Origin of the sequence: Collinsella sp. CLA-ER-H10, from assembly GCF_040092475.1 — a bacterium.
GTDB lineage: Bacteria > Actinomycetota > Coriobacteriia > Coriobacteriales > Coriobacteriaceae > Collinsella.
In genome coordinates this window covers 188,783-213,897 of the sequence record NZ_JBBNLM010000001.1, presented here as the reverse complement: position 1 = coordinate 213,897, position 25,115 = coordinate 188,783, and the positions used below count along the sequence as shown (strand labels likewise).

General features: G+C 60.0%; 25 protein-coding genes and 1 riboswitch. Of the genes, 8 read left to right on the top strand and 17 right to left on the bottom strand.

Annotated elements, in window-relative coordinates; translation table 11 throughout:
* Positions 1-85 precede the first annotated feature (85 nt).
* Positions 86-913: an HAD family hydrolase gene (locus tag AAAX36_RS00980; RefSeq protein WP_349073701.1), complete on the top strand. Its 828-nt coding sequence runs from the start codon at positions 86-88 to the stop codon at positions 911-913.
* Positions 914-1,187: 274 nt separating this feature from the next.
* Here AAAX36_RS00980 and polA read toward each other — a convergent pair whose 3' ends face one another.
* The gene (gene polA, locus AAAX36_RS00975) at positions 1,188-3,935 is read right to left on the bottom strand and encodes a DNA polymerase I (RefSeq protein ID WP_349073700.1); all 2,748 of its coding nucleotides are present in this window, start codon (positions 3,933-3,935) and stop codon (positions 1,188-1,190) included.
* A 166-nt stretch (positions 3,936-4,101) separates the two neighbouring features.
* Between polA and AAAX36_RS00970 the strand changes: the two genes are divergently transcribed.
* The gene (locus AAAX36_RS00970) at positions 4,102-5,499 is read left to right on the top strand and encodes an aminopeptidase (RefSeq protein ID WP_349073699.1); all 1,398 of its coding nucleotides are present in this window, start codon (positions 4,102-4,104) and stop codon (positions 5,497-5,499) included.
* A 104-nt stretch (positions 5,500-5,603) separates the two neighbouring features.
* Positions 5,604-6,413 carry a YaaA family protein gene (locus tag AAAX36_RS00965; RefSeq protein WP_349073698.1) on the top strand — a complete coding sequence of 270 codons (810 nt, stop codon included), beginning with the start codon at positions 5,604-5,606 and terminating at the stop codon, positions 6,411-6,413.
* A 23-nt stretch (positions 6,414-6,436) separates the two neighbouring features.
* Here the strand turns inward: AAAX36_RS00965 and AAAX36_RS00960 are convergent, their stop codons facing one another.
* Positions 6,437-6,952 carry a hypothetical protein gene (locus AAAX36_RS00960; RefSeq protein WP_349073697.1) on the bottom strand — a complete coding sequence of 172 codons (516 nt, stop codon included), beginning with the start codon at positions 6,950-6,952 and terminating at the stop codon, positions 6,437-6,439.
* A 62-nt stretch (positions 6,953-7,014) separates the two neighbouring features.
* Positions 7,015-7,131: riboswitch (TPP riboswitch) on the top strand.
* Here AAAX36_RS00960 and thiC point away from each other — a divergent pair.
* Together thiC and thiD are read left to right on the top strand one after the other, a co-directional pair.
* Positions 7,123-8,457: a phosphomethylpyrimidine synthase ThiC gene (gene thiC, locus AAAX36_RS00955; protein ID WP_349073696.1), complete on the top strand. Its 1,335-nt coding sequence runs from the start codon at positions 7,123-7,125 to the stop codon at positions 8,455-8,457. (Overlaps the previous riboswitch by 9 nt.)
* Before the next feature lie 177 nt (positions 8,458-8,634).
* Positions 8,635-9,465: a bifunctional hydroxymethylpyrimidine kinase/phosphomethylpyrimidine kinase gene (gene thiD, locus AAAX36_RS00950; protein WP_349073695.1), complete on the top strand. Its 831-nt coding sequence runs from the start codon at positions 8,635-8,637 to the stop codon at positions 9,463-9,465.
* Positions 9,466-9,717: 252 nt separating this feature from the next.
* On the opposite strand, the gene AAAX36_RS00945 is transcribed toward thiD, so the two are convergent.
* The 4 genes from AAAX36_RS00945 to AAAX36_RS00930 all read right to left on the bottom strand — a co-directional run bounded on the left by AAAX36_RS00945 (position 9,718) and on the right by AAAX36_RS00930 (position 12,826).
* Positions 9,718-10,377, bottom strand: coding sequence for an SGNH/GDSL hydrolase family protein (locus AAAX36_RS00945; RefSeq protein ID WP_117843475.1), 660 nt, complete (start codon positions 10,375-10,377; stop codon positions 9,718-9,720).
* Positions 10,378-10,455: 78 nt separating this feature from the next.
* Entirely contained in the window at positions 10,456-11,571 is a 1,116-nt protein-coding gene (locus tag AAAX36_RS00940) for a TIGR02452 family protein (protein WP_215693652.1), read from the bottom strand.
* Between the two features lie 141 nt (positions 11,572-11,712).
* Complete coding sequence (locus tag AAAX36_RS00935) at positions 11,713-12,408, bottom strand: Bax inhibitor-1 family protein (protein ID WP_055286094.1); 696 nt, start codon at positions 12,406-12,408, stop codon at positions 11,713-11,715.
* Positions 12,409-12,487: 79 nt separating this feature from the next.
* Entirely contained in the window at positions 12,488-12,826 is a 339-nt protein-coding gene (locus tag AAAX36_RS00930; protein ID WP_117746758.1) for a hypothetical protein, read from the bottom strand.
* Positions 12,827-13,076: 250 nt separating this feature from the next.
* Between AAAX36_RS00930 and AAAX36_RS00925 the strand changes: the two genes are divergently transcribed.
* The 3 genes from AAAX36_RS00925 (at position 13,077) to AAAX36_RS00915 (ending at position 15,630) form a co-directional block, all read left to right on the top strand.
* Positions 13,077-14,126, top strand: a complete 1,050-nt coding sequence (locus AAAX36_RS00925) for an inorganic phosphate transporter (RefSeq protein WP_006234237.1) — start codon at positions 13,077-13,079, stop codon at positions 14,124-14,126.
* A 67-nt stretch (positions 14,127-14,193) separates the two neighbouring features.
* Positions 14,194-14,817 carry a DUF47 family protein gene (locus AAAX36_RS00920; RefSeq protein ID WP_117655140.1) on the top strand — a complete coding sequence of 208 codons (624 nt, stop codon included), beginning with the start codon at positions 14,194-14,196 and terminating at the stop codon, positions 14,815-14,817.
* A gap of 282 nt (positions 14,818-15,099) precedes the next feature.
* On the top strand, positions 15,100-15,630 hold the full coding sequence (locus AAAX36_RS00915) for a nitroreductase family protein (protein ID WP_349073694.1): 531 nt from the start codon (positions 15,100-15,102) through the stop codon (positions 15,628-15,630).
* Positions 15,631-15,796: 166 nt separating this feature from the next.
* On the opposite strand, the gene AAAX36_RS00910 is transcribed toward AAAX36_RS00915, so the two are convergent.
* From AAAX36_RS00910 to ftsZ, 11 genes are all read right to left on the bottom strand, one after another.
* Complete coding sequence (locus AAAX36_RS00910) at positions 15,797-16,471, bottom strand: DivIVA domain-containing protein (RefSeq protein WP_148346099.1); 675 nt, start codon at positions 16,469-16,471, stop codon at positions 15,797-15,799.
* Positions 16,472-16,532: 61 nt separating this feature from the next.
* Positions 16,533-16,778, bottom strand: coding sequence for a YggT family protein (locus AAAX36_RS00905; protein WP_227790178.1), 246 nt, complete (start codon positions 16,776-16,778; stop codon positions 16,533-16,535).
* 57 nt (positions 16,779-16,835) lie between these two features.
* Positions 16,836-17,558, bottom strand: coding sequence for a cell division protein SepF (locus tag AAAX36_RS00900; RefSeq protein WP_006234245.1), 723 nt, complete (start codon positions 17,556-17,558; stop codon positions 16,836-16,838).
* A 60-nt stretch (positions 17,559-17,618) separates the two neighbouring features.
* Positions 17,619-18,356 carry a YggS family pyridoxal phosphate-dependent enzyme gene (locus tag AAAX36_RS00895; RefSeq protein ID WP_349073693.1) on the bottom strand — a complete coding sequence of 246 codons (738 nt, stop codon included), beginning with the start codon at positions 18,354-18,356 and terminating at the stop codon, positions 17,619-17,621.
* A 119-nt stretch (positions 18,357-18,475) separates the two neighbouring features.
* Positions 18,476-19,333: a PhoU domain-containing protein gene (locus tag AAAX36_RS00890; RefSeq protein WP_349073692.1), complete on the bottom strand. Its 858-nt coding sequence runs from the start codon at positions 19,331-19,333 to the stop codon at positions 18,476-18,478.
* 92 nt (positions 19,334-19,425) lie between these two features.
* A complete protein-coding gene (gene pstB / locus AAAX36_RS00885) occupies positions 19,426-20,229 on the bottom strand; it encodes a phosphate ABC transporter ATP-binding protein PstB (RefSeq protein ID WP_006234249.1) in 804 nt (267 codons plus the stop codon).
* Between the two features lie 12 nt (positions 20,230-20,241).
* The gene (gene pstA, locus AAAX36_RS00880) at positions 20,242-21,147 is read right to left on the bottom strand and encodes a phosphate ABC transporter permease PstA (protein ID WP_006234250.1); all 906 of its coding nucleotides are present in this window, start codon (positions 21,145-21,147) and stop codon (positions 20,242-20,244) included.
* Positions 21,148-21,150: 3 nt separating this feature from the next.
* On the bottom strand, positions 21,151-22,077 hold the full coding sequence (pstC, locus tag AAAX36_RS00875) for a phosphate ABC transporter permease subunit PstC (RefSeq protein ID WP_195361173.1): 927 nt from the start codon (positions 22,075-22,077) through the stop codon (positions 21,151-21,153).
* 1 nt (position 22,078) lies between these two features.
* Positions 22,079-22,915 (bottom strand): phosphate ABC transporter substrate-binding protein, encoded by an 837-nt coding sequence (locus AAAX36_RS00870; RefSeq protein WP_349073691.1) that lies wholly within the window; start codon positions 22,913-22,915, stop codon positions 22,079-22,081.
* Positions 22,912-23,712, bottom strand: a complete 801-nt coding sequence (locus AAAX36_RS00865) for a polyphenol oxidase family protein (protein ID WP_349073690.1) — start codon at positions 23,710-23,712, stop codon at positions 22,912-22,914. Before AAAX36_RS00865 ends, AAAX36_RS00870 begins: the two co-directional genes overlap by 4 nt.
* A gap of 210 nt (positions 23,713-23,922) precedes the next feature.
* Positions 23,923-25,077: a cell division protein FtsZ gene (gene ftsZ, locus AAAX36_RS00860; RefSeq protein ID WP_349073689.1), complete on the bottom strand. Its 1,155-nt coding sequence runs from the start codon at positions 25,075-25,077 to the stop codon at positions 23,923-23,925.
* Between the last annotated feature and the right edge of the window lie 38 nt (positions 25,078-25,115).

Here is a 25,115-nt window from a genome sequence, read left to right as displayed (position 1 = left end):
ACGCACCATTCCTGCGAAAATACGCTCGACTACTAGTTGATGGTTATAACGTCTGAAACAATCTCGAAACGAAAGGCGCTTTTTTATGCAAACTTACGAATCGGACGCCAACATCGGCAACATTAAGATTCTCGCCGTCGATATGGACAAGACGCTGCTGACCGACGATCGCATGCTGCCCCAGGGTCTCGACGAGCGTCTGGACAAGCTCGCCGACGCAGGCATCGTATTCTGCCCCGCCAGCGGACGTCCCGCCCCCAAGCTCGAAGAGATGTTCGAGGGCATTAAGAACCGCCTCGCTTTTTGTCCCGATAACGGAGCGTGCGTGATCTATCGCGGCAGCTATATCTATAAGAGCAATATTGACGTGGAGCTGTATCAGCAGGTCTTGAGCCGTGCCTCGGAGGATCCTCGCGCTGTCCCCGTCCTGTGCTGCTTCGACGAGTTCTACGTGCTTGCCCGCGACCATCAATACCACGACGAGATCAGCGTCTACTACAACACAATCAACTACGTCGACAGCTTTGAGGGCATTGATTTCGAGTCCAACAAGATTTCGGTCTTCTTCCCCGGCTACGACGCCGAGCCTGCTTTCCGCGAGACCTATAGCCCCGAGTTCTCGGACAAGCTCTACGTCACCAACGCCGGGCGCGAGTGGATCGACTTTATGAACCTGGGCGTCGACAAGGGCGCCGGCGTCGCGCACCTGTGCGAGCACCTGGGCATCGATATTGCCGATGCTGCCGCCGTGGGCGACACCTACAACGACATCCCCATGCTCGAGCGCGTCGGTCACAGCTTTATCGTGGACAACGCCGAGGAGCATATGAACGCGCATGCTAAGTGGCGCATTCCGAGCAACAACGACGGGGGCGTACTGACGCTCATCGACGCCATCTTGGCGGCTCGGTAGCCGTCCCATCGGGCCTGGCCGGGCGGCACGGGATAACTTTTCGCTCGGTCAGGTCCTGCGCAAGACGAAAGCCACATTAAGTGGCTTTCTTTGCGTGCGGAATCTACGAAAAGTTATCCCGTGCCGCCCGGCCAGGCCCTAGGTTTACTTACCTGCCGCCTAGATGGCGTCTTGGCGTCTAGATACTTGGCTGATTTTTTTGGAATGAAGGGGGCTCCTTGTTGGCAAGGAGCCCCCTTCTGCTTTTGGCTACTTTGGTGTTGTTGGTACGTCTTTATTTGGCATCGGCCCAGGTTATGCCGGTGCTGGCTTCAGCGATCAACGGTACGCGTAGGTCTACTACGTGTTCCATGACGTCTTGGACCATGGCGGTCAGGCGCTCGACTTCGTCGACGGGGCACTCAAAGTCCAGTTCGTCGTGCACTTGCAGGATCATGTGGGCGGCAAAGCCCTCTTCTTCCAGGCGGCGGCTTACGCGGGCCATGGCGATCTTGATGATATCGGCGGCGGTGCCCTGCATGGGGTGGTTCATGGCCGTGCGCTCACCAAAGCCACGGAGTTGCGGGTTTTTGGCCTTGAGCTCCGGAATATGGCGACGTCGCCCGTACATGGTCTCGGCGTAGCCCGTCTGCTTGGCGCGTGCCACCACGTTGTCGAGGAACATACGCACGCCCGGATAGGCCTCGTAGTAGCGGTCGATCATGTCGCGCGCCTCGGCCATCGAGATATGCAGCGACTGCGACAGGCCGTAGGCCTGCTGACCATACACGATGCCAAAGTTCACGGCCTTGGCGCGACTGCGCAGGTCGGGCGTTACCTCGGACACCGGCACACCAAACACGCGCGCCGCCGTCTCGGCATGGAAGTCCTCGCCCTCGTTAAAGGCGCGCACCAAGTGCTCGTCACCCGAGAGATGCGCCAGCAGACGCAGCTCGATCTGCGAGTAGTCCACCGCCAAAAAGACGCTTCCCTCGCCTGCCGAAAACGCCGTCTTGACGGTACGACCCAGCTCCGAGCGCGTCGGGATGTTCTGCAGGTTCGGGTCGCTCGAGGACAAACGCCCCGTTGCCGTGATGGTCTGGTTGTACGTAGTGTGTACGCGACCGTCACCACGGCGTAGCGGGCCCAGGGTGTCCAGATAGGTGGACTTGATCTTAGACTTCTCACGCCAGTCCAAGATCAGACGCACGATTTCGTGGTCACGCGCAAGATCGCTCAGCACCTTGGCGTTGGTCGAATAATAGCCGCGCTTAGTCTTCTTGAGGCCCTTGGTCGGAAGCCCCATCACATCAAAGAGCACATGCGACAGCTGCATGGGACTGCCAATATTAAAGGTCTCATCACCGGCAAGGTCGCGAATGCTTCGCTCGACCTCAGTGATCTGGGTCGCCAGGCCCTCGGACAGATTACGCAGGCGGTCGGGATCCACGAGCATGCCCGCGCGCTCCATCTTGGCAAGCACCGGAACGAGCGGCATCTCGATGCCATCGAACACGTTGGCGGCATTCTCACGGGCCATGCACTCGCGCAGCGGTGCGACCAGCGCCAGCGTCAAGGCCGCCGTGCGAGCGGCGGGCGCCGGAGCGTCCTCACCGGCACCCTCTGCGCCGCGCGCCGCAGGCAGCGCCATCTGCAGATACGTATCGGCAAGATATGCCTCATCGAACTCGGAGCGATCGGAATCCAGCAGATAGGCAGCGACCACGGTATCGAAGATACGCGTGGAATCGGCAGCGAGCGGATCCATGAGCTCGGGCTCCGAAGAATCGATGGGCGAAAGCTCGTGCAACAGCGCCTTCATATCTGGGCTCGCCACACGGCCCTCCATAAACAGACGCGCGAGCACGCCGGCAATCACGCCGTGAACGAAGTTGAAGCCCTCAACCTCAGCCGCCGCACCGCTGTCGCCCTCCTCGAGCGCGAACAGGCCCTTAGACGTCGCCAACCACAGTGTGCGCGTCAGTCCAAAGAGCGCACCCTCTTCCTTGTCGTCGTCCACCACGGCGGCGACCCACTCACCGGCACCAATCGCACGGGAGACCTCAGCCGCAACGGCACCAAGCGCGTCAGCATCGCCGGCGGCCGCGCGAACCATCGCGGGCATCTCAAACACACTGGAGGCAGCAGCCCCGTCCTCGCCGCCGATCAGCGCCAAGAAACGGTTCTGCATGGCGGTGATACCGAGCGTACCCAGCGCCGCGGAAACCTCATCGGCAGAAAACGCCGGGAAGGACGTCGCCTCAAAATCGAGCTCAACGGGTGCATCGGTGCGGATGGTCGCCACCTTACGGCTCAGCAGCGCGTCGTCGATGTGCGCGCGCAGGTTTTCGCCCATCTTGCCCTTGACCTCGTCGGCGTGTGCGATGACCTCGTCCAGGCTACCGTACTGCGCAATGAGCGCGCTCGCCTTTTTGGGGCCGATGCCCGGCACGCCGGGGATGTTATCGGACGTGTCGCCCTTCAGACCATAAAAGTCGGGCACGAGCGCCGGCGTGATGCCGTGATACAGATCGTCCACGCTCTCGGGCGTCATGATCGCCACGTCGGACAGGCCCTTGCGGGTCGAGACCACGTTGACGTGCTCGGTCACGAGCTGATACATATCGCGATCACCGGTCACCAGCAGCATGTCACAGCCGGCCTGCTCGCCCAGGCGCGCCATAGTGCCCAGGATGTCATCGCCTTCCCAGCCCTCGGACTGCAAAATCGGCACGTTGAGCGCGGCGAGCAGCTCCTTAATCATGGGAAACTGCGCGTGCAGATCGGGGTCCATGGGCGGGCGCTGAGCCTTGTACTGCGGCAGCATCTCCATGCGCACGCGCGGCTTGCCCTTGTCAAACGCCACAACAACGCCGTCGGGATTAAAGGCGTCAATCATCTTGAGGAACATATTCAAAAAGCCAAAGATCGCGTTGGTGGGACGACCGTCCGGCGCGTTCATGGTGGGCGGCACGGCGTGGAAGGCGCGGTGCATGAGCGAGTTGCCGTCGATAACGGCAAAGGTGCGGCGCTTGTCAGACATATTGAATACCTCGCTTTGGGCTGGGCACGGTTTGCTCACTCCAGTTTACACGCTCCCCGCCCCACGGCCACTGCACATCAGTCTTCCCCGCCGCCGCGAGCCCGCGCGTGATACGATGGCTCACGGTACATCAACCAGCACGATCGATCCGAAAGGAGCCTGCGTCATGGAGCGTCCCTGCGCATGGAAAAAGTACACGCCACAGCAGATCGAGGAGCTCGAGGAGCTTTGCCGCGGCTATAAGCAGTTTTTGAGTGAGAACAAGACCGAGCGCCTGTGCGTCAAGACCGGTATCAAGATGGCCGAGGAGGCGGGCTACGTCAATCTGGAGACCGTGATCTCCGAGGGCCGCGCGCTCAAGGCCGGCGACAAGGTGTACGCCGCCAACCACGGCAAGGACCTCATGCTCGTCAATCTGGGCACCGCCCCGCTCGAGCAGGGCTTTAACATCCTGGGGGCCCACGTGGACTCGCCGCGCCTGGACCTTAAGCAGAACCCCGCCTTCGAGGCCGGCGACATGGCCTACCTCGACACGCACTACTACGGCGGCGTCAAGAGCTACCACTGGGTGGCCTCCCCGCTCGCACTCGTAGGCGTCATCTGCAAAAAGGACGGCACCACCGTCGACATCAACATCGGCGACAAGGCGGACGATCCGGTCTTTACCATCTCCGACCTGCTGATCCACCTCTCGAGCGAGCAGATGGCCAAGCCCGCCAAGGACGCCGTCGACGCCGAGATCCTCGACGTGATCGTGGGCGGCCGCCCTGTCAAGTTTGACGAGGACGACAAGGACGCTCCCAAGGAGCCCGTCAAGCAGATGTTCCTGGACATCCTCAAGGAGCAGTATGACGTCGAGGAGGAGGACTTCCTCTCCGCCGAGATCGAGGTCGTGCCCGCCGGTCCCGCCCGCGACATGGGCCTCGACCGCTCCATGATTCTGGGCTATGGCCACGACGACCGTGTCTGCGCCTATCCGTCCATGCTCGCCCAGATTAACGTCGCCAACGTGGAGCGCACGAGCATCACACTCATCGTCGACAAAGAGGAGATCGGTTCCGTGGGTGCCACCGGCATGACAAGCCGCTTCTTCGAGAACACCGTCGCCGAGATCATGACGCTCGCCGGCGAGGATAGCCCGCTGGCCCTGCGCCGCGCGCTCGCCCGCAGCCGCATGCTTTCCTCCGACGTGTCCGCCGGCTTCGACCCGGGCTACGCCGGCAAGTTCGAGACCAAGAACGCCGCCTTCATGGGTCGCGGCCTGTGCTTCAACAAGTACACGGGCAGCCGCGGCAAGGGCGGTTCAAACGACGCCGACGCCGAGTACGTGGCCCTCGTCCGCGACATCATGGACGAGGCCGGCGTGGACTTCCAGACCTGCGAGCTCGGCCGCGTCAACGCGGGCGGCGGCGGCACCATCGCCTACATCATGGCCAAGTACGGCATGAACGTCATCGACTCCGGCGTTGCCGTCCTGTCCATGCACGCCCTGTGGGAGGTCGCCAACAAGGCCGACATCTACGAGGCCTACCGCGGCTACAAGGCCTTCCTCGAGCGCGCCTAACCAACCCTTCATCAGTTGCGGTGAAATACAGATTAAACTGGCCCATAAACGGCCAAAACAGACCGTATTCCACCGCAACTTCCTTTTTTGGCAGAGGAGAGTCCATGCTGCAGGCCATCATTTCGCCCGCCAAGCAAATGCGCGCGGCCCAAGATGCTTTTGAAGTCCTGGGCATTCCACCTTTTGCGCACGAGACGGCTCGCCTCCACCGCGCACTGCTAGATATCGAGCGGAATGAAGGCAGCGGCGGCCTGCAGGCCCTTTGGAACGTGAGCGACAAACTGCTGGGGCCTTGCCTCAACACCCTGCATGAGTTCAGGCCCATCCTGAAAAACGGCGATCTCGACAATCCCGCACTCGCCCGTCACCTCTCCCCCGCCGTCATGTCCTATCACGGCATTCAATACCAGAGCATGGCGCCCAAGGTGATGGATTCCGCGCAGCTCGACTGGCTACAAAACCATCTCTGGATCCTCTCGGGCCTTTACGGATGCGTACGCCCCTTTCATGCCGTTGAACCGTATCGGCTGGAGATGGGCGCGAAGCTTGCCGTCGACGGTGCCCGAGACCTCTACGCGTTTTGGGGCGACAAGCTCGCACGGGCTATCGCTCCGGCAGGCTCCAACGCTACGATCGTCAACCTCGCCAGCGCGGAATACGCCAAAGCCGTTCTGCCCCACCTCGCGGGCGACGCCACAGCCGTCACATGCCTCTTTGGCGAAGGCATCCGCAACGGCAAGCCCATCCAGCGCTCGACCGCCAGCAAAAAGGCACGCGGCTCCATGGTGCGCTGGATGGCAGAAAACAAGCTCGAGGATGTAGGCGAACTCACCGCGTTCGACGTTGGTTATCGCCACTTTCCCGAGCTTTCAGACAAAAACACCCTGGTATTCATGAACGTTCAGGCACAATAGGCCCGCCGTTTCCAAACACCCCGTTACTCCGCCAAGCCATCAGCCTTAGCGATCTCGCTCGTCGAGCCATCTTGATAAGTAACCTTGACATGCTCCACCTCGGACACCTTGACGCCCGATGGGGGCTCCAGGCGCCATTCCGTCAGCGCGATATCCATCGTCGTGGGCACATCCCCTTGATCTTTGAGCTCGACCGACAGCGTCTTAAGCGACGCATCGAAGGTCACGCGCTCGATCTCTTCACCAGGAATGGAGCCACCGCTCAGCTGCAGCTGAACAAACTCGTCGCGCGGATACCAATAGTCGCCCGGCGCGGCAACGGTATTGTCGCCCGCGACCTTCACTGTCATGATCGGCAGGGCATCGTCGGCCTCAAACTCCCAGGCAGCGCCGCCGCGACCACCAAACGTCCAGATACAAAAGGCAATCACCAGCACGGCAAGCACCGCAAAACCAATCGCGACAAGGCCATGGTGCGCGCGGCTTTCCTCGGCCGATACATCCCATTGCGTCTCTCGATATAGATGCTTGTCTTCCATGTTCGCCTCCCCACAGGCACGCTCGTTGGCCCAATCGTACCCATTCAGGCTATACTTGAGCCCATGACATAACGGGGAGCTTGCAGGACAAGACGGCAGGCTGAGATTGGGCGCGCCCGCCCTGACCCGCAAACCTGATATGGGTAATGCCAACGAAGGGAGCCGTGCCAATGAGCACACAGACCGAGCCCAAGCTCGTCACGCAAATCGACTTCGCCCGCGCCGGGCAGATCACACCGCAAATGAAGGAGGTCGCCGAGCGCGAGCATCGCGACCCCGAGTACATCCGCGAGCGCGTGGCCGACGGCCGCATCGCCATCCCCGCCAACATCGTGCACATCAAAAAGGGCATGCGCGCCTTTGGCGTCGGCGAGGGCCTGTCCACCAAGGTCAACGTCAACCTGGGCATCTCGGGCGACAAGGCCGACGCCGCCGAGGAATGGAAGAAGGTCAAGATCGCCGAGGACTTTGGCGCCGACGCCATCATGGACCTCTCCAACTCGGGCAAGACACGCCAGTTCCGCCAGCAGCTCATCGACGAGACGCCGCTCATGGTGGGCACCGTCCCCATGTACGACGCCATCGGCTACATGGAAAAGCCGCTGGTCAAGCTTACCAAGGATGACCTGCTCGAGGTCGTGCGCGCGCATGCCGAGGACGGCGTGGACTTTATGACCATCCACTGCGGCATCAATAAATCGGTCATCAAAACCTTTAAGGAGACCGGCCGCCTTATGAACATCGTCAGCCGCGGCGGCTCGCTGCTGTTTGGCTGGATGGAGGTCACCGGCAACGAGAACCCGTTCTATGAGTTCTACGATGAGTTGCTCGAGATTTGCCACGAGTACGACGTGACGATTTCGCTCGGCGATTCCTGCCGCCCGGGCTGCCTCTACGATTCCAACGACGCCACCGAGACCGCCGAGATGATCGAGCTGGGCAAGCTGTGCAAGCGCGCATGGGCCGCCGGCGTCCAGGTTATGGTCGAGGGACCGGGCCACATGGCGCTCGACGAGATCGCCGCCAACATGAAGCTGCAGAAGCGCCTGTGCCACAACGCCCCGTTCTATGTGCTGGGGCCGCTGGTGACCGATATCGGCGTGGGTTACGACCACATCACCGCAGCCATCGGCGGCGCCATCTCCGCAAGCTCCGGCGCCGACTTCCTGTGCTACGTGACGCCGGCAGAGCACCTATGCCTGCCTAACGCCCAGGATGTGCTCGACGGCCTCATGGCCACTAAGATCGCCGCACATGCCGCCGATATCGCCAAAAAGGTGCCGCACGCCCGCGACATGGACGACAAGATGGGCCAGGCACGCCGCAAGCTCGACTGGGACGCCATGTGGAAGTGCGCGCTCGACCCGGTTACGGGCAAGAAGCGCTATGAGGAATCCCCCGCCGCCACCGAGGGCACCTGCACCATGTGCGGCAAGATGTGCGCCGTCCGCACCGTCAACAAGGTGTTCGAGGGCACGACGATCGATCTTGGCATGGAGGATTAACGCGTCTCCGGAGCCACAATCGGTAACAAGGTGTTCGTCAATTGTTGACGTGTGAACATTTGCTTGCGTTTGCGTAAAGATTGCACTACCCGCCCGGGTTCGACATACAGCCGGCCCGGGCAACTTTATAATGCAGGCAGAAGACCCATTTGAATCCGACCGAACAAGGGAGCGAACATGGATCGCAGTAAGGTACCCGCCGTTCTATCCATCGCAGGATCAGATTCCAGCGGTGGTGCCGGCATTCAGGCCGACATCAAGACCATCACGGCGCACCGTCTGTATGCCGAGACGGCCATCACAGCCATAACCGCACAAAACACGCTCGGTGTCACCGCCGTGCAAAACATCTCCCCGGATATTGTCGCGGCGCAAATCGATGCCGTTTTTGACGATATCCGCCCCAGTGCCGTCAAGATCGGCATGGTCTCCTCTGCCGAGATTATCGAGGTTATCGCCGACCGTCTGAGTGCCTGGGACGCACAAAATATCGTCGTCGACCCCGTCATGGTCGCCACCTCGGGTGCTCGTCTGATCGCAGAGGACGCCGCCGAAGCACTTACACGCCGCCTGTTCCCACTGGCGACCGTCATCACGCCCAATATTCCCGAGGCCATGGCGTTGCTCGATTATGAGGTCGATTCCGAGCGCACTCAGCAAAATGCCGCCATGCTTCTCACCCGCCGCTTTGGCTGCGCGTCTCTCGTTAAGGGCGGGCATTTTGTCAACGAGGCCAACGATGTGCTAGCAGAGCCCGCGCCGCTCGATGACGAGGGCAACCACCTGGGCGATCCGCTCACCACGTGGTTCCGCCACAAGCGCATCGAGACCGGCAACACGCATGGCACCGGTTGCACGCTCTCGTCCGCCATCGCCTGCGCGCTGGCCCAGGGCATGGATCTTGCCGACGCCGTCAACGCCGGCAAGGCCTACCTAACCGGCGCTCTCGCCGCCGGCCTGAACATGGGCAAAGGCTCCGGCCCCGTCAATCACATGTGGCAGTATTAAGATTTGCAGCCCAAAACCACCGCAAAGGGGACAGGCACCTTTGCGGTGGTTCCCACAAACATCTCGATCCGTAACAGTTAGAGCCCATTTTTCGGCTCACCTGTTACAGATTGAGACATTCAAATTCCGCAGAGAAGAAAATCTCGATCTGTAACAGTAACTCGGCAAAATCGACCCTAGATGTTACAGATCGAGACAAAGCAACGAAACAAGCCACCACAAGGGGAACTTCTGTGGTGGCTTGGGGTCGCGCTACTCTCCGAGCATCTCTTGGAGCTTGGCTGCCACGGCGTGACCCAGGCTCTCATGGCTTTCGGGCATCATATGCAGATAGTCGATATCGCCCGGCTCGGCAAAGTCGGCGGCATTCAAAAAGTCGCAGCCAAACTGCTCAGCCACATGCGCGTAGTACTCACCAAAATGTTCCGAGGCTTCTACGGAATGCTCGTCAAAATCGGTCATATATACGTCGGCGATCTGCGGCTTAATCTTGATAGGCGCCATCAGCAGAATGCGCGGACAAGGCGCAGCGTCGGTCCACGGAAACGCGCGGACGGCGCGAATCAGCGCCATGGCGCCACGGGCGATATCGGAAGCTGTCACGTTAAAGACCGTCTTACAGTCGTTGGTGCCCAGCATGATCACAATGGCGTCCAGCGGCTTATGGGCCTCGAGCAGCATCGGAAGTGCGCGGATGCCGTTAAGATTGGTGTCCAGATGGCACATGTCGTCGCGTACCGTCGTGCGGCCGTTGAGGCCTTCTTCAATTACATGCCAGCCCTCGCCTAAGTCACGTTGGGCCACGCCGCACCAGCGCACATCCTGCGCATAGCGCACCGCGGTGCCGTCGCGCATGCCCGCCGGATCGTAACCATAGGTGTTGCTGTCGCCAAAGCATAGAACGTTTTTCATCGTAAGCCCCTCGCTCAGTAAAAAGCCGACGGAAGCAGCCTCTCCCGCCGGCTCGACCTATCTGTCAGCACGTACCAATTACAGGTACTTGCGCCAATCGTCCTCGTCCTCATCATCCTCGGTAGCAGCCTGGGTCTGCTCGGCGGCGCGAGCTGCCGCAGCGCGAGCGGCAACCTGGGCATAGGACTCCTCGTTGCGCTCGGGGAAGTTTGCCAGCACGTGCTCGAACTTGGCAAAATCCTCATCCCAGCGCGTAGAAGGCACGGCAAAGAAGACTTGCTTGACCTTAAAGTCGCCCGACGCGAGCTCCTTGCGGAAGAGCTCGGCCACGGCCTCGGCGTCAAAGCCGTTGTTGTCGCAGCCCCAAGCGCCCAGCACGAGCTTCTCGCGACCCAGCTCGTCGCAGATGGCAAGCACAAAGCGAATGCGGTCGCGCAGGGCATCCAGCAGAGCATCGTCGCTCACGCGATACTCCTGGCGGGCGCGCTTAACGTTGGGCGCGGCGGCCACGATCACGTCGGCGTATGCATGCACGTGGTTGCGGTCGAAGCGCACCGCAGGCACCACTAGGGCGCGGTTACGATAGAGCTCGCAGTTGATGTTGCGGCGACGGTTCTCGCCGTACCATTTGCGCTGCTTATCGAGAACGTTGTACAGATACGAATCGGCGCACAGTGTGGCCTCCTGGCCCAGATAACCCTGAATATAGCCACCGCCCGGGTTGGTGAACGAGGCAAAGGCGAGCACGGCCATGTCGCAGAACTGCGCATAGCCACGACCGTTGTCCAAGATGGCCTGCGTGGCGGAGGCATCGAGCACGGTGACCTCAGGCAGGGACGCAGCAGGCTCCTCAGCAGGCGCGGACTCAGCTTCGGCGATTTCCTCGGCAGGCTCCTCGACGGGCTCAGGAGCTGCCTCGACCTCGGCAGCCTCCGCGCCCTCGACGTCCTCGGCAACCTGTTCTTCGGTGGCCACAGCACTCTGAACCTTGGCCTTCATCGCCGCGACAAAGCCGGCAGGCATACCGTCAAACTCGCGAACACCGGCAAGCGAACGCTCGATATCCTTGGCGCACGCTTCGGACACAGTTGCCACGTGACGCTCGGCGGCCTTGGCACGGGCCTCGCGCTTGGGATTGGGCTGACCCGCTCGGTTGGACCTGCGGTTACGGTTCCTGTTGTCGACGTCTGCCATACGTGGCCACCTTTCCTGTCGCTGCCGCTATCGGCTTTTTCCCATCCATGATACCCCGCCGCGCACAAAAAAGACGGCCCCGAAGGACCGCCTTTCGCATCGTTTTACCGTGTCCGGCAGGAAGCGTCGCAATGCCGCGCTTTAATCGCGACGGCCGAGGATGTTCAAAATGCGCAAAAACACGTTGATAATATCCACGAACAGGTTAGAGGCCATAAGCACGGCATTGGGCAGTGTGGGCGGCACCGTCGTGGCAACATAGGTGTCATAGCCAATAAACCCGGCGAACACCACGATCACGATCAGGTCGGTGATGGTCTGCGAGACGCCCATGAACATCAGCACGATCTCAACCAGAATAGTTGCGAGCAGAATGCCAAAACCGATGCCATATACGCGCTGGAAAAACTTGGGGAACGTCACGCCCAAGGCGCCAAAGACAAAGGTGATGGCGGCCGTGGCGATAAAGGCAGTGTTGATGGTGGGCAGGTCGTAGTTGGCAAGGCCAAACGACGCGGTCAGGCCAAAGGTACTCGCAAAGATTACGTAGCCCACAAGGGACAGGCCCACGGACTGCTTGCTGGCGGCGGCCGACATCATGACCATGCCGACGATGGTCAAAATAAACGAGCCAAAGACCAGCGGCAGGGCGGCGCCGCTCATCATCATGCGCGCAAACGACATGGTGCTCGTAAAGTAGGCACCGGCGCCCATGGCGCAAAAGCCCAAGAAGATCAGGGCAGACATGGCGAGATTGTACGCGCGCGGCGACATCTCCTTGGCGCGGCTTGCGCCGCTCTCGACGGGGCCGTTCTGATAGCCCTGGATATCGTTCATAGGTTCGTCCTTTCAAAAGCGCCGCGACAGCGCAGTAGCTGACAAGATTCCTGTCATTGTACCCGAATGCCGTACGTCCTTACCTACGGCGCTCGCCCTCAAGCGTACGATCAAAGGCCCAGACCCACCAACGCATCACGTGTGCCTGCGAGCCGTCTGCCCGCTCGCGCGTCTGGTCCTCCAGATACAACTCGGTCGCGTGCCCGCCAAAACGCACCTTATATGTTGCCGTACGGATGCCGTGGACCATCAGGCCAAACCCGGTGGTCGAGATAATTTCGTCGATCGTAAAACAACGGCCGTCGACCCAGCAGACGGTGACCGGCACGACCTGTCCGCCCGCGAGGATGCGGGCCACGACGTCCACATACTGCTTGTGCACGCGCCGAGTTTTGCCGTCTGTCTGTCGATATTCCATGCCTCCTATTATCGAACGCATGTTTGCATGTTGTAAAGCGAACAGACTGTGGTTTTGGAGTGTCGTAGTAATCGCACGTGTCCGCATGGCGTGTTAGCAAAAAGAACACCCGCGGTCAACAGGGCTAATATTCAATTTTAGTGCCAAAAAGTTCACTTCTCCCATCAGAACTCGGTAAAGAGACCCGCAGGAGGTGATACGATTTATCATGTTTTTGTAACGTGTCTGCAAACTTCGAGAAAGCCCATATATGGACGTAACGTTCTCAACCTTCCTCGGCCAAATTGTGTCGAACCCAGTCCTTGCCGTCACCGTGATCCTCGCGTTGGGCGCCATCTTCGTCAATGGATGGACCGACGCGCCCAACGCCATCGCGACCTGCGTCACTACGCGTTGCATGCCCGCCCGCGCCGCCATTCTCATGAGCGCCGCATTCAACTTCCTCGGCGTGCTCATCATGACGCACTTTAACGCGAGCGTCGCCAACACCATCTCACATATCGTCGACTTTGGCGGAAACAGCACCATGGCGCTCGCCTGCCTATGCGCGGCGCTGTTCTCCATCGTCGTCTACGGCGCCACAGCGTCGCGTTTTGGCATCCCCACCTCGCAAAGCCACAGCCTTATCGCCGGCCTGACCGGTGCCGCCATCGCCCTCGGCGGTGCGAGCAGCGTCAACGTCCACGAGTGGATGAAGGTCATCTACGGCCTGGCGCTCTCCATAGGCCTGGGCTTTGTCATGGGCTGGGTCCTGTGCAAGCTCGTCTCGATCCTTTTCGCCGCCGCCAACAGGCGACGTGCCAATGTCTTCTTTAAATACGCTCAGATCGCGAGCGCTGCGGCCATGAGCTTTATGCACGGCGCGCAGGATGGACAGAAGTTCATCGGCGTGCTCTTTTTAGGCGTGGCCTTTGCCAGCGGCCAGACGAGCGTCGGCGATGCAGGCATCCCCATCTGGATTATGCTGCTGTGCTCGGCCACCATGGGTATCGGCACCAGCGTGGGCGGCGAGCGCATCATCAAGTCCGTCGGCCAGAGCATGGTTAAGCTCGAGAAGTATCAGGGCTTCTCCGCCGACCTCGCGGGCGCCGCGAACCTGCTACTTGCCACCCTTACCGGCATCCCCGTGTCCTCCACGCACATCAAAACCTGCGCCATTATGGGTGTCGGTGCCGTCAAGCGCCTTTCGGCCATCAACTTCGGCGTCGTCAAGGACATGATGTTCACCTGGTTCTTCACCTTCCCCGCCTGCGGACTCATCAGCTTTGTCATGGCCAAGCTGTTCATGATGTTCCTCTAGTCAAACCGAACGTCCATCTGGACCGCAACACTTCGCCCACCCGTCTTCGCCTCGAAAGGACCCACCCATGGCAAAGAAACCCGATTCGTTCTACTTTGACAACTACGTCGCCTGCGCCGACCTTGCTGTCCAGGCCGCAGAGTTGCTCATCAAGATTTTTGAGAACTTTGATCCCGCGCAGATCCACGACATGCTCGAGGAGATGCATGCGATTGAGCATGCGGCAGACAAGAAGCACCACGAGCTCGAAGACGCCCTGCTCACCGCCTTTATCACCCCGCTCGAGCGCGAGGATCTGGATCTGATGAGCTGCGCGCTCGACACCGTGCTCGACCGTATTGAGGGCGTCGTGCAGCGCGTCTACTTCACCAACATTCAGAGCATCCATCCCGACGCCATCGTCATCGCCCACAAGGTGACTGACGCCTGCCGCGCCATGAAAGACCTGATGGTCGAGCTTCCCAACTACCGCAAGTCCAAAACGCTGCGCGAGCTGGTCATCCAGATCAACACCATCGAGTCCGAGGCCGACGAGCTCTACATCAACGCCATGCGCAACCTGCACGTTAACGGCAAGGATCCGCTCGAGGTCATCGCTTGGCGTGACGTCTACGCCTTCCTGGAGTACTGCGCCGACTGCTGCGAGAATGTGGCCGATGTTGTGGATTCGATTGTCATGAAGAACAGTTAATTGGGGGTACGTGTCCCACCGGTCGCGGGCCCGACCACTGATAACCTTTTTCACTCCGGCTGCAAGCAGAGTCGTTCAAAAGGTTATCAGTGGTCGGGCCCGCTCCCTTACGTACCACCATTGGGAACTTTGGCTGATACTTTGAAAGCGATGGGGCTTTTGTTGGCAGGGCCTTGGGGCCTGATTGGGAACTTTGGGACCGCCTTAAACGTTTGGCTGGATGGGGCTTTGGGTACCCTTTGGTTTATTTGGATTGATTCGTTGAATTTGGAGGGCTTGGTTGTGAGTTATTTGGATTTGGCTCGTTCTCGGTATTCTTGTCGTTTGTTTGAAGACCGTCCTGTTGAGCAGTCGGTGGTGGATGCCATTGTTGAGGCTGGGCGTATTGCTCCTTCTGCTTGTAATAATCATCCAACCCGTGTGATGGTGTTGGATACGCCTGAGCTTCTGGAGAAGGCAGCTGCTTGTCAGCCTCGGTTTGCTCGTGATGGGTCTATCTTTGGCGCTCCGCTTATCTTCCTTATTTGCAGCGTTACCGATGATGCCTGGGTGCGCCCGTATGATCAGATGAACTCGAGTGCCATCGATACTTCGATCGTCTGCGATCAGATGATGATGGAGGCCACCGAGCAGGGCCTGGGAACGTGTTGGGTATGCCATTTTAAGCCCGAGGTGGCACAGGAGCAGTTCAACCTGCCCGAGGGCGTCTATCCCTATCACATGCTCGTCTGCGGATATCCTGCCGACCACATCGCCGATTCCGAGCATCGCGAGGCCCGTACCATTCCCCTCTCCGACTTCCTCCTCAAGTAGATTTTGGGACATGCCCTAAAACCTATCCTTGACCGCTCACCGGTTCGCCGAGTTCTGCGCCACTATGTGCAGGGCTCGGTTTTTTATGTTGCGCGCCCCGGTACAGTCATAAAAAAGGACCCGCAAGCTGCGGGTCCTTTCTAGGCACTAAATTGTAGGCCGAATGTTAGTCCAGGTCGTCGGCAGCGAAGTTGTCGATCGGGGCGAAGGGATCGGCCACGGGGACAACCGGGTCAGCGACGGGCAGCGGCTCGGCGGGAACAGTCACCGCAGGAGAAGCGGCAGAACCGACCGGCGTAGAGGCCATCAGATCGGCCGGGAAGGAGTTCTGGGCATCGTCCATAAAGTGCTGGATGAGCTTGAGATACTCGGCCTTGAACTCCTCACGGGAAGCTTTGAGACGATCGATCTCCTCGAGCTCGGCCTGCTTTTCGGTCAGAGCCTGGCGGATAACCTCGCGGGCCTTGGCGTCAGCCTCGTTGCGGATACGCTCAGCGTTCTCGTTGGCATCGTTGACGATGGTCTCAGCGGTCTGCTGGGCAGCGATCAGGGCGGCGGAAATCTGGCGCTCCTGAGCGGAGAAGTCAGGGGCGGGAGCAGCCACGGGGGCGGCAGGAACGGCCTGGTCGGCGGTATCCTGAGCCTGGGCAAGCTGAGCCTGTGCATCGGCAAGCTGCTGCTCGGTAGCAGTCAGACGACCCTTAAGGTCAACGATCTTGGCGAGCATAGCGTCAACCTCGGAGGACAGCGTCTCCAAGAAGACGTCGACCTCGGCAGGATCGTAGCCACGCTTGGCCTCAGAGAAAGTCTGAGCCTGGATGTCTGCAGGGGTAATAGCCATAACAAGTCTCCTTTTTCATCGCCTCGGCGCTACACGCCCGACGTAAGTTACTAAGTCAGTTCTACACGAGTATACCTATAAGAAGCTGCAGAACCAGCCTCTGCACCAACTGCAACGCAATAATCGCAACGACCGGCGAAAAATCGATACCGCCCATCGGCGGGATGAAACGACGGAACAGGTTGAGCCACGGACCGCACACGCTATCAAGCACCGCGGCAATATCCTGAAGCAAACCACCCTGCTTCATGGGAATCCACGTCATAAAGCAGTAGACGACAATGAGCGTGGAATAGAAGTTGAACAGCGTGTTGACCAGCTGGACGATAGTGTAGATGTTGATGGGAATCTCCTCGTCTTGTCTTTACTTAAGGTAGCCGTCGGCACGAAGCTTCTTGAGATCGGAATCTTTGACCTCGCAACCGGCGGGCAGCACCATGAACACGCGGTCGCCCACCTCCTTGACCGTGGCACCCAGACCGCAGGCAAAGCCGTAAGAGAAGTCCAAGACGCGCTTGGCAACTTCGGTGCGTACGCCCACAAAAATCAGTGCGACAGGCTGCTTGGTGCGAACGCGGCGCACCACGGTCTCCACGTCGTCATAGCTCTCGGGGCGCAGGACATAGGCCGGCAGCTGCGGCGTGGCGTTGATGATATTGCTCGCATAGGCCGAGGCATCGCTCGGTGCAGGCGCGGGTGCAGCGGCGGCACGGGCGCGGGTATTCTCGGCGTAGCTCGACGGCGTGTCATAGGCACCAGGACGATAACCGCTCGCAACACTGTCCTGCGAGCGCGAAGGCGGGTTATACGTCGTGGCATGGCGGGAGTCATCGCCGACCAGCTGACCGGAGCGCGTATACACGGCAACCGACTCAGCTTCACCGCGGCGCGTCTGGCCAAGCAGGCCGTTGCTCGGCTCGTCTTGGGTGTAGAAGCCCTCGCCCGAAGCACCACTGTAGCCGTTGTTCTGATAGCCATCGTCGTAGCCGTCATCGTAGCCGTAGTCGTCGTCCTGGCCATAACCCTGGTCGTAACCCTGCTGGCCGCCCAGGTGCATCTTATTTTTAATCTCGTCAAGGAAGCCCATGGTTGTGTCCTCTCGCGGTTTAGTGCAGGCGCCCCGATAATCAGTGCGCACTTCAGAGCCTTATTTTACTGCAAACTCCGGGCTAAATACTACCCTGCCCAGGCGAACGAGCGTAGAGCCCTCCTCAAGGGCAGACTCAAAGTCCTCGCTCATACCGCAGGAAAGCTCAGGCAGGTTCAAATCGGGATGCGCCGCCTCCAGCTCATCCCTCAGCTCACGAAGCCCCGCAAAGGTGCGGCGTGCCACATCCTTATTCCCCCGGGGCGCCATAGTCATAAGCCCCTGTACGCAAATTCCCTCAAGTTCTGCAAGCTCACCCGCGGCGGCGCGAATCTCATCGGGTGAAAAGCCTCCCTTCGACTCCTCACCACTCACATTGACCTCAATGAGCACACGCTGGGGGCCGACGAGCTCGCCTGCCTCAATCTTGCGAACAGCACGGCTCGAGATCGCCTGCGCCAGATGCAGCGAACCCACCGAGTGAATCAGCTCGGCTGAGCCCAGCACCGCATTGATCTTATTGGTCTGCAGGTTGCCGATCATATCGAAGCGCACCTCGGGCAGCTCCGGATGCTCCGCCAGACCCGTGAGCTTGCGAACCAGCTCCCGCGGGCGGTTCTCGGCAAAATGGCGATACCCCGCCTGGATGGCGGCAACGGTCTCATCGACACCAACGGTCTTGGACACGGCAATGAGGCTCGCGGCGTCGTGGGGACGGCCCGCGCGATCGAGCGCCGCATAAAAACGTTCCAGAATCTGCTCGCGGCGAGCGCGCATCAAGTCCAAATAGTTATCCATTGCCAATCGCCTCCGCTGACAGCCAAACAAGTAGTCCCATGCTAACGCAAGAGCGCGGCCCCGCATGTGCAAGGCCGCGCTCACTTAGGTATTTACAATCTTTCGACGAACGGGGTTACTTACTCCTCGTCGTCCTCGCCATCGTCCTCATCCTCAAGATGATCGAGCAGGTAGCGAAGACCCTCGCTGACCTCGTTAACGGGCACCTTGGCAACGTAGCGTGCATCGACGGCGGGCCTAATGATAACACCCTCGCCCGAAGGCACGCGCATGCTCTCGAGCTCATCCTCATCAGTGCAGGCGATATCACCGGCAGTCATACGCTGTCCGGTCAACAGGAAGGTCAGACGGCAGGCGGCATCGATGGAAATCGAGGCGATGCGATCGAGATAGCGCGATACCATGATGGCGCGGCGCAGGTCGTCATAGTTGCTGTCGTCGTCCATAAAATCGCCCGTGTCCATACGGTTAAAGGTGCGGAAGAACTTCTCGTAGGCGGCGTGCACTGGCTCGTCCTCGACGGCCAAGTTGCAGATGATGGACATGTCGTTGGTGACGAGCGCAGAAAGCGAAGAGCCCAGCACCTGGTAGACGGCCTCAGCCTCGGCCTCGACCGTGCCGACAAGCTCCTTGGGCAGCGAGATGTCGGCCTTGATCATATGACGCGTGGCGCGGCAAATCTGGCGAACCTTATCGGTCATGCGCTGCAGGTTAAAGTCGACGTAGATGATCGTCTGCAACAAGCGGAAGTCGGAGGCGACCGGTGACTGCGTGGCAATCAGGTTGTAGCAGACGGCCTCCAGGTTGGCGCAGCGTGCGTCAATCGAAAGCGTGCGCTTCTTGGTCTTGGTGGCGAGCTTGCGGTCGTCGGTCACATAGGCCTTCACGGCATCGTGGAGGGCCAGATCGACGGCCTCGTAGATGCTCAGCATCTCGTGACGGGCCTCGATGAGCTGACGGGAAAACAGTTTGCGCATGGTTCACTCCAATCAGTTGGGTGCGGTCATGCCGCCCGCACAGTGAATACGCACCGGACCAGATCCGATCGGCTTGGGACTAGTCGCACCGATCAGCCAAAGCGGCCGGTGATATAGTCTTCCGTCCGCGAGTCCACCGGGCTGGTGAAGATCGCGTCGGTTTGACCATACTCGATGAGCGTAGCGGGCTCGCCGGCAACTTCCTGCAAGAAGAATGCGGTGTAGTCGCTAATGCGAGCTGCCTGCTGCATTGAATGCGTGACGATGATGATCGTCATCTCGGGCGCCAGCTCGGCCATCAGATCCTCGACCTTAGAGACGGACGTGGGGTCGATGGCGGAGCAGGGCTCGTCCATCAGAAGGACATCGGGTTGCACCGCAAGCACGCGCGCGATGCACAGACGCTGCTGCTGACCGCCCGAGAGCGCCAAACCATCCTTGTTGAGCTGATTGGATACCTCTTTCCAGAGGTTGGCGCGCTTGAGCGATTCTTCCACGATGTCATCGAGGTCACTTTTGCTAGTCACGCCCTGCAGACGAGGGCCAAAGGCGACATTCTCGTAGATGGATTTGGGAAACGGATTGGGCTGCTGAAAGATCATGCCCACGCGGCGACGGAGGTCGACCGGGTCGACACCCTCGGCATAGATATCGTTGCCGTCGAGCGTCATGGTGCCCTCGACGCGCGTACCCTCGATCAGGTCATTCATGCGGTTGATGCAGCGCAAAAACGTCGACTTGCCGCAGCCCGAAGGGCCAATGAAGGAGGTGATGGCGTTTTTGGCGATGTTGAGGTCAAGCCCCGTCAGCGCATGAAAGTCACCGTACCAAAAGTTGAAATCCTTGGCCGTAATGGCCGCTTGCTCCAACGCGGGAGCGGACTGATAAACGGACATGGGACTCCTTAACTAGCGACGCTTACGCGACAGGAAGCGCGCAAACAGGTTGAAGGCCAAAATGATCACCATCAGCAAGAGCGCAGTGCCGTAGGCTGCGTTCATGTTGATGCCGTCGTTGGCAAGCAGGTACAGGTGAACCGTCATGGGGCGGCCGGAATCGAGCGGCGAAATAGGCAGGTTGATGGCCTGGCCCATGGTGTAGAGCACCACCGCGGTCTCGCCAATGGCACGGCCGATGGCGAGGACGATGCCCGTGGCAATACGGCCAAAGGCAGAAGGAAGCACGATCTTGGAGACAACCTGCCACTTGGTGGCGCCCAGGCCGTACGCGCCCCAACGGATATAGCGCGGAACGGCGCGAATGGCCTCTTCGGTGGTGCGCATGACGATGGGGAGCATCAAGAGCGCGAGTGCCAGAGCGGCAGAGACCATCGAAAGGCCCAGGCCCATAGCCTCGACAAACAAGGCGTAGCCAAACAGGCCCATAACGATGGAGGGCACCGAGGCCAAAGCGTCAGCAGCGTAGCGAATGAGCTCGACGACCTTGCCCTGCTTGGCGTACTCGGCCAGATAGACGGCTGCCAGCACAGCGATCGGCGTGCAGATAAGCATGGCGAGCGCCGTCACGTAGACGGTCGAGACGATCGTGGGCCAAATACCGCCCTCGGCGTTGACGCCCTGGGGCCAACCGAAGATAAAGTCGAGCGAGATGTGTGGCAGGCCGTTGATGACCACGTAGGCGATGATAGCGACCAGCACCAGCGTGGTGATGTAGGCAGCGGCACGGAACACGCCAAGCATGATCTTGTTGGACAGGTCCTTGTTGATGCGGCCCTTCTTGCCGTGGGAAAGGGCACGCTTGATGCGCTCGCGCGACGAGGTCGTATCGACCGTCGTGTCAACGGAATCGGACATAGCCTACCCCCTCTTCTTCTTGGAAATCAGACGGACGATGCCCACCAGCGTGGCGGAGATGATAAACAGGACCACACCCATGCCGAACAGCGCCGAGCGGTGCAGACCCGAGGAATAGCTCATGTCGAGCGCAATCTGGCTCGTGAGCGTCGAGATGGGGCTCGCAATGCTGTCGGGAATAACCGGGGCGTTACCTACGACCATGAGCACGGCCATGGTCTCGCCGATGGCACGGCCCATACCCAGCACGATGGCATCAACAATACCCAGCTTCGCGGCAGGTAGCACGACCTTATAGATGGTCTGCCACTTAGTAGCACCCATGGCATACGATGCCTCGCGAATGCCCATGGGAATGGAATTGAGAGCATCGATGGTGAGCGTGGTGATGGTAGGGACGATCATGATGGCGAGCACAAACCACGCCGTCAGCGCACCAAAACCAAGGCCGCCGGTCAGTTGTGCGATAAACGGGCGGATGATGATCATGCCAAAGAAGCCGTAGATGATAGAAGGGATGCCGGCCAGCAGGTCGACGGCAGGGCTGATGAGCTTGCGCACGCGCTTGCTGGCAATCTCGACCAGGTAAACGGCCGTACCCACGCCCAGCGGCACGCCCATGGCGAGCGCACCGACGGTCACCAGACCCGAGCCGGCAAGCAGCGACAAGATGCCGTAGTGGCCCTCAGAGGGCGCCCACGTAAAGCTAAAGAAATCCGCCAGACCGATGTCGGTAAAGACGGGCAGCGCCGAGTACGTGGTAAAGACAAAAATCAAGATGACGGTAACGACCGCCAAGAACGCGCAGGCAAAGAAGATCCACTTCAGCGCCTTCTCCTTGATATAGGTACTGCGCGATACGAGCGCCAGCTCGCGCTTCTTGGGCGCCTGAGCATTCTGCTCAGTCTGGGAGTTTTCCTGTGCTTCCATGCTACTCACTCCCCTTCTCGTCGTTGGTGACGGGAATAAAGCCCGCCTCGCGAATCTGCTTGTCCATCTTTTCGGACGTCACGTAGTCGATGTAATCCTGCGCCCGCTGCGAGGGCACACCCTTCACAAAGAAGTAAAGGTCGCGCGAGATAGGATAGCCGCCGTTCGCGACCGTCTTCTCGGACGCCTCAACATGATTGACCGAGACGGCCTTGACCGAGGTCTTGGCGTTGAGGCTATCGACGAAGCCCAGCGAAATGTAGCCGATGGCCCCACGCGAACGAGATACCACGTCGCGCACCTGGCCCGTGCCCGAAAGAACGGCCGAGCGGCGATCGAACGGGGTGCCGTCCATCACGATGGTGCGAAAGGCCTCACGCGTGCCGGACGCCTCATCTCGGTTGATGACCTGAATCCTCAGGTCCTCGCCACCGACTTCTTTCCAGTTGGTGATCTTGCCGGCGTAGATATCGCGGAGCTGCTCGGTCGAGAGGTTATCGACGGGGTTATCGTCGTTCACGATGACCGCGATACCGTCGTGGGCAATGACGATGGGAGTCAGGCTCAGATCCTGTTCGTCGGCATTGAGTCCACGGGAGGAGCTGGCGATATCGGCCGTGCCGGCGCTGACGGCCTCGATGCCAGCGGAAGAACCCAAACCGGAAACGAGCACGTCGATGCCGGTCTCCTCCTTAAAGCCCTCGGCCGCAATCTCGGCGATAGGAAGGCAGGTCGTGGAGCCGGCGACGGTAATGGAAGAGGTAGAAGATCCCGAAGAACAGGCGCACAGCGTAAGCGTAAGCACAGCGGCGCTCAGGACCGATACGATCTTTCTCATAGCATCACGCCGATCGCAGCATGGCGCCCACAAGTGCCGTCCTCGTTACGGTAGGAATAAAAGCGGTCGTTCTGACGCACGGTCGAAAGCTGGGTATCCACGATATTATCCGTGTCGACACCGACATCTACCAGCGCCTCGCGAATGGCAGCGGAAAGATCGAGCATGCGAGAGGTACTCGCATCGATGCACGAGAACTCGGCGGCAAAGCGATCCATGAGTTCCTGGGATACCTCATATTCGTCATCCAAGATATGGGGGCCGATATAGGCGGAAACGTCGCTCGCATCGCAGCCGGCAGCATCGCAAAGCGCCTGGCACGCCTTGGCAGAAATACGTGCAATCGTGCCCTTCCAACCGGAGTGCACCACGGCAAATCCGCCAGGGGCCACCAGCACCACGGGAACGCAGTCGGCAAAGCAGAGCAGCACGGGCACGTTACGCGCCGTACAGACGATGGCATCGCAGCCCTCGGCAATCTGCTCGCGGACGTCCTCAAGGTCATCGGCGCCGTTCGAGGCCACCGCAACGATATGGTCACCATGGACCTGATTGGGAATGAGCAGGTTGTGCTCGCACTCGGCGGCACCCATAGCCTCGAGCGCGCGACGACGATTTTCTTGAACAGCAAAGGGGTCATCGCCAACATGCGAGCCCAAGTTGAGTGAGGAGTACGCATCTTCGGAAACGCCACCGGCGCGCTCGGTGAAGGCAAAGCGAACATCGGATGTCGCGCCCTCCACCAACGTAACTCCATCATGGTCGACACGCGAAACTTTGTCCGCACGTGCTGCCATACTAAAGCCTCCTAATAACACAAGTACCGCGGCATCGCCGCTACAGCCCGCGTTTATACGGCTGTCATACTTCTCTAAAAGGATACCTGCTGCGCTGGAGGCAATCGTAAAGGGAACGTAAGGAGATTGGAGGTTCTAGTTTACAAAGTCGAAATAAAAAGGGCGCGTCCATACGGACACGCCCCTGTGCACAACAATGCAAAGAACGACTTAGAAGCTACCGCGCTTCAGGAAATCGGGAAGCTCGAACTGATCGTTGCCGAAGTTAGGAAGCTCGGTGCCACCGACGTTGCGGGTCGGAGCGCCCTGAGCCGGGCTGGTGGCCGGAGCGGTGCGCTGCGGCTCAGCGGAGGCAGCGGCCTTGCTCTGAGACTGCTGAGCGGCAAAGAGCTCGTCCTGACGGTTGACGTTGGAGTCGGAGAAGCCCGTAGCGATGACGGTGATACGCACTTGATCGCCCAGGGACTCGTCGACAACGGTACCGAAGATGATGTTGGCCTCGGGGTCGACGGCGTTGGCGACAACGTCGGCGGCGTCGCTGATCTCCTGGATGCCCAGGTCCTTGGAACCGGCGATGGAGAGCAGTACGCGCGTGGCGCCATCGATGGAGCTCTCGAGCAGCGGGCTGGAGATGGCCTGCTGGGCAGCGTCGACGGCACGGGTGTCCCCAGAAGAGGTACCGATACCCATCATGGCGGTACCGGCCTGCTTCATGATGGTCTTAACATCGGCGAAGTCCAGGTTGATGATACCGGGGACGGTGATGAGGTCGGTGATGCCCTGGGTGCCCTGGGAAAGGACGCCATCGGCAATCGCGAAGGCCTCGAGCATGGTGGTCTTCTTCTCGGCGATGTCGAGCAGCTTATCGTTAGGGATGACGATCATGGTGTCGACGCAATCGGAGAGGGTCTTAATGCCCTCCTCGGCGCTCTTCTTGCGCTTGCGGCCCTCGAAGGTGAAGGGCTTGGTCACGACGGCGACGGTCAGCGCACCGACCTCGTTCATCGCGATATCGGCAACGATGGGAGCAGCGCCGGTACCGGTGCCACCGCCCTCGCCGCAGGTGATGAACACCATGTCGGCGCCAGCGAGCGCCTCGGCAATGTCGTCGCGGGACTCATCGGCAGCCTTGCGGCCAACCTCGGGGTTGGCGCCGGCGCCCAGGCCGCGGGTAAGGTCGGTGCCGATGTGCACCTTGATATCGGCATCAGAGATCGCGAGAGCCTGAGCATCGGTGTTGATGGCAACAAACTCGACGCCGCGGATGCCCTCTTCGATCATTCGATTGACCGCGTTGGTACCGCCGCCGCCGACGCCGACCACCTTAATGACGGCAAGGTAGTTGTTGATCTCTGTCTCGTGCATGTCGGTCCTCCGAACAAAGGTTATAGCCATAGCATGGG

What these genes read in the sequence shown, in the direction of transcription:
- AAAX36_RS00980 (WP_349073701.1), top strand. Translation starts at nt 86, where the DNA reads ATGCAAACTTACGAATCGGACGCCAACATCGGCAACATTAAGATTCTC.
- polA (WP_349073700.1), bottom strand. Translation starts at nt 3,935, where the DNA reads ATGTCTGACAAGCGCCGCACCTTTGCCGTTATCGACGGCAACTCGCTC.
- AAAX36_RS00970 (WP_349073699.1), top strand. Translation starts at nt 4,102, where the DNA reads ATGGAGCGTCCCTGCGCATGGAAAAAGTACACGCCACAGCAGATCGAG.
- AAAX36_RS00965 (WP_349073698.1), top strand. Translation starts at nt 5,604, where the DNA reads ATGCTGCAGGCCATCATTTCGCCCGCCAAGCAAATGCGCGCGGCCCAA.
- AAAX36_RS00960 (WP_349073697.1), bottom strand. Translation starts at nt 6,952, where the DNA reads ATGGAAGACAAGCATCTATATCGAGAGACGCAATGGGATGTATCGGCC.
- thiC (WP_349073696.1), top strand. Translation starts at nt 7,123, where the DNA reads ATGAGCACACAGACCGAGCCCAAGCTCGTCACGCAAATCGACTTCGCC.
- thiD (WP_349073695.1), top strand. Translation starts at nt 8,635, where the DNA reads ATGGATCGCAGTAAGGTACCCGCCGTTCTATCCATCGCAGGATCAGAT.
- AAAX36_RS00945 (WP_117843475.1), bottom strand. Translation starts at nt 10,377, where the DNA reads ATGAAAAACGTTCTATGCTTTGGCGACAGCAACACCTATGGTTACGAT.
- AAAX36_RS00940 (WP_215693652.1), bottom strand. Translation starts at nt 11,571, where the DNA reads ATGGCAGACGTCGACAACAGGAACCGTAACCGCAGGTCCAACCGAGCG.
- AAAX36_RS00935 (WP_055286094.1), bottom strand. Translation starts at nt 12,408, where the DNA reads ATGAACGATATCCAGGGCTATCAGAACGGCCCCGTCGAGAGCGGCGCA.
- AAAX36_RS00930 (WP_117746758.1), bottom strand. Translation starts at nt 12,826, where the DNA reads ATGGAATATCGACAGACAGACGGCAAAACTCGGCGCGTGCACAAGCAG.
- AAAX36_RS00925 (WP_006234237.1), top strand. Translation starts at nt 13,077, where the DNA reads ATGGACGTAACGTTCTCAACCTTCCTCGGCCAAATTGTGTCGAACCCA.
- AAAX36_RS00920 (WP_117655140.1), top strand. Translation starts at nt 14,194, where the DNA reads ATGGCAAAGAAACCCGATTCGTTCTACTTTGACAACTACGTCGCCTGC.
- AAAX36_RS00910 (WP_148346099.1), bottom strand. Translation starts at nt 16,471, where the DNA reads ATGGCTATTACCCCTGCAGACATCCAGGCTCAGACTTTCTCTGAGGCC.
- AAAX36_RS00900 (WP_006234245.1), bottom strand. Translation starts at nt 17,558, where the DNA reads ATGGGCTTCCTTGACGAGATTAAAAATAAGATGCACCTGGGCGGCCAG.
- AAAX36_RS00895 (WP_349073693.1), bottom strand. Translation starts at nt 18,356, where the DNA reads ATGGATAACTATTTGGACTTGATGCGCGCTCGCCGCGAGCAGATTCTG.
- AAAX36_RS00890 (WP_349073692.1), bottom strand. Translation starts at nt 19,333, where the DNA reads ATGCGCAAACTGTTTTCCCGTCAGCTCATCGAGGCCCGTCACGAGATG.
- pstB (WP_006234249.1), bottom strand. Translation starts at nt 20,229, where the DNA reads ATGTCCGTTTATCAGTCCGCTCCCGCGTTGGAGCAAGCGGCCATTACG.
- pstA (WP_006234250.1), bottom strand. Translation starts at nt 21,147, where the DNA reads ATGTCCGATTCCGTTGACACGACGGTCGATACGACCTCGTCGCGCGAG.
- pstC (WP_195361173.1), bottom strand. Translation starts at nt 22,077, where the DNA reads ATGGAAGCACAGGAAAACTCCCAGACTGAGCAGAATGCTCAGGCGCCC.
- AAAX36_RS00870 (WP_349073691.1), bottom strand. Translation starts at nt 22,915, where the DNA reads ATGAGAAAGATCGTATCGGTCCTGAGCGCCGCTGTGCTTACGCTTACG.
- AAAX36_RS00865 (WP_349073690.1), bottom strand. Translation starts at nt 23,712, where the DNA reads ATGGCAGCACGTGCGGACAAAGTTTCGCGTGTCGACCATGATGGAGTT.
- ftsZ (WP_349073689.1), bottom strand. Translation starts at nt 25,077, where the DNA reads ATGCACGAGACAGAGATCAACAACTACCTTGCCGTCATTAAGGTGGTC.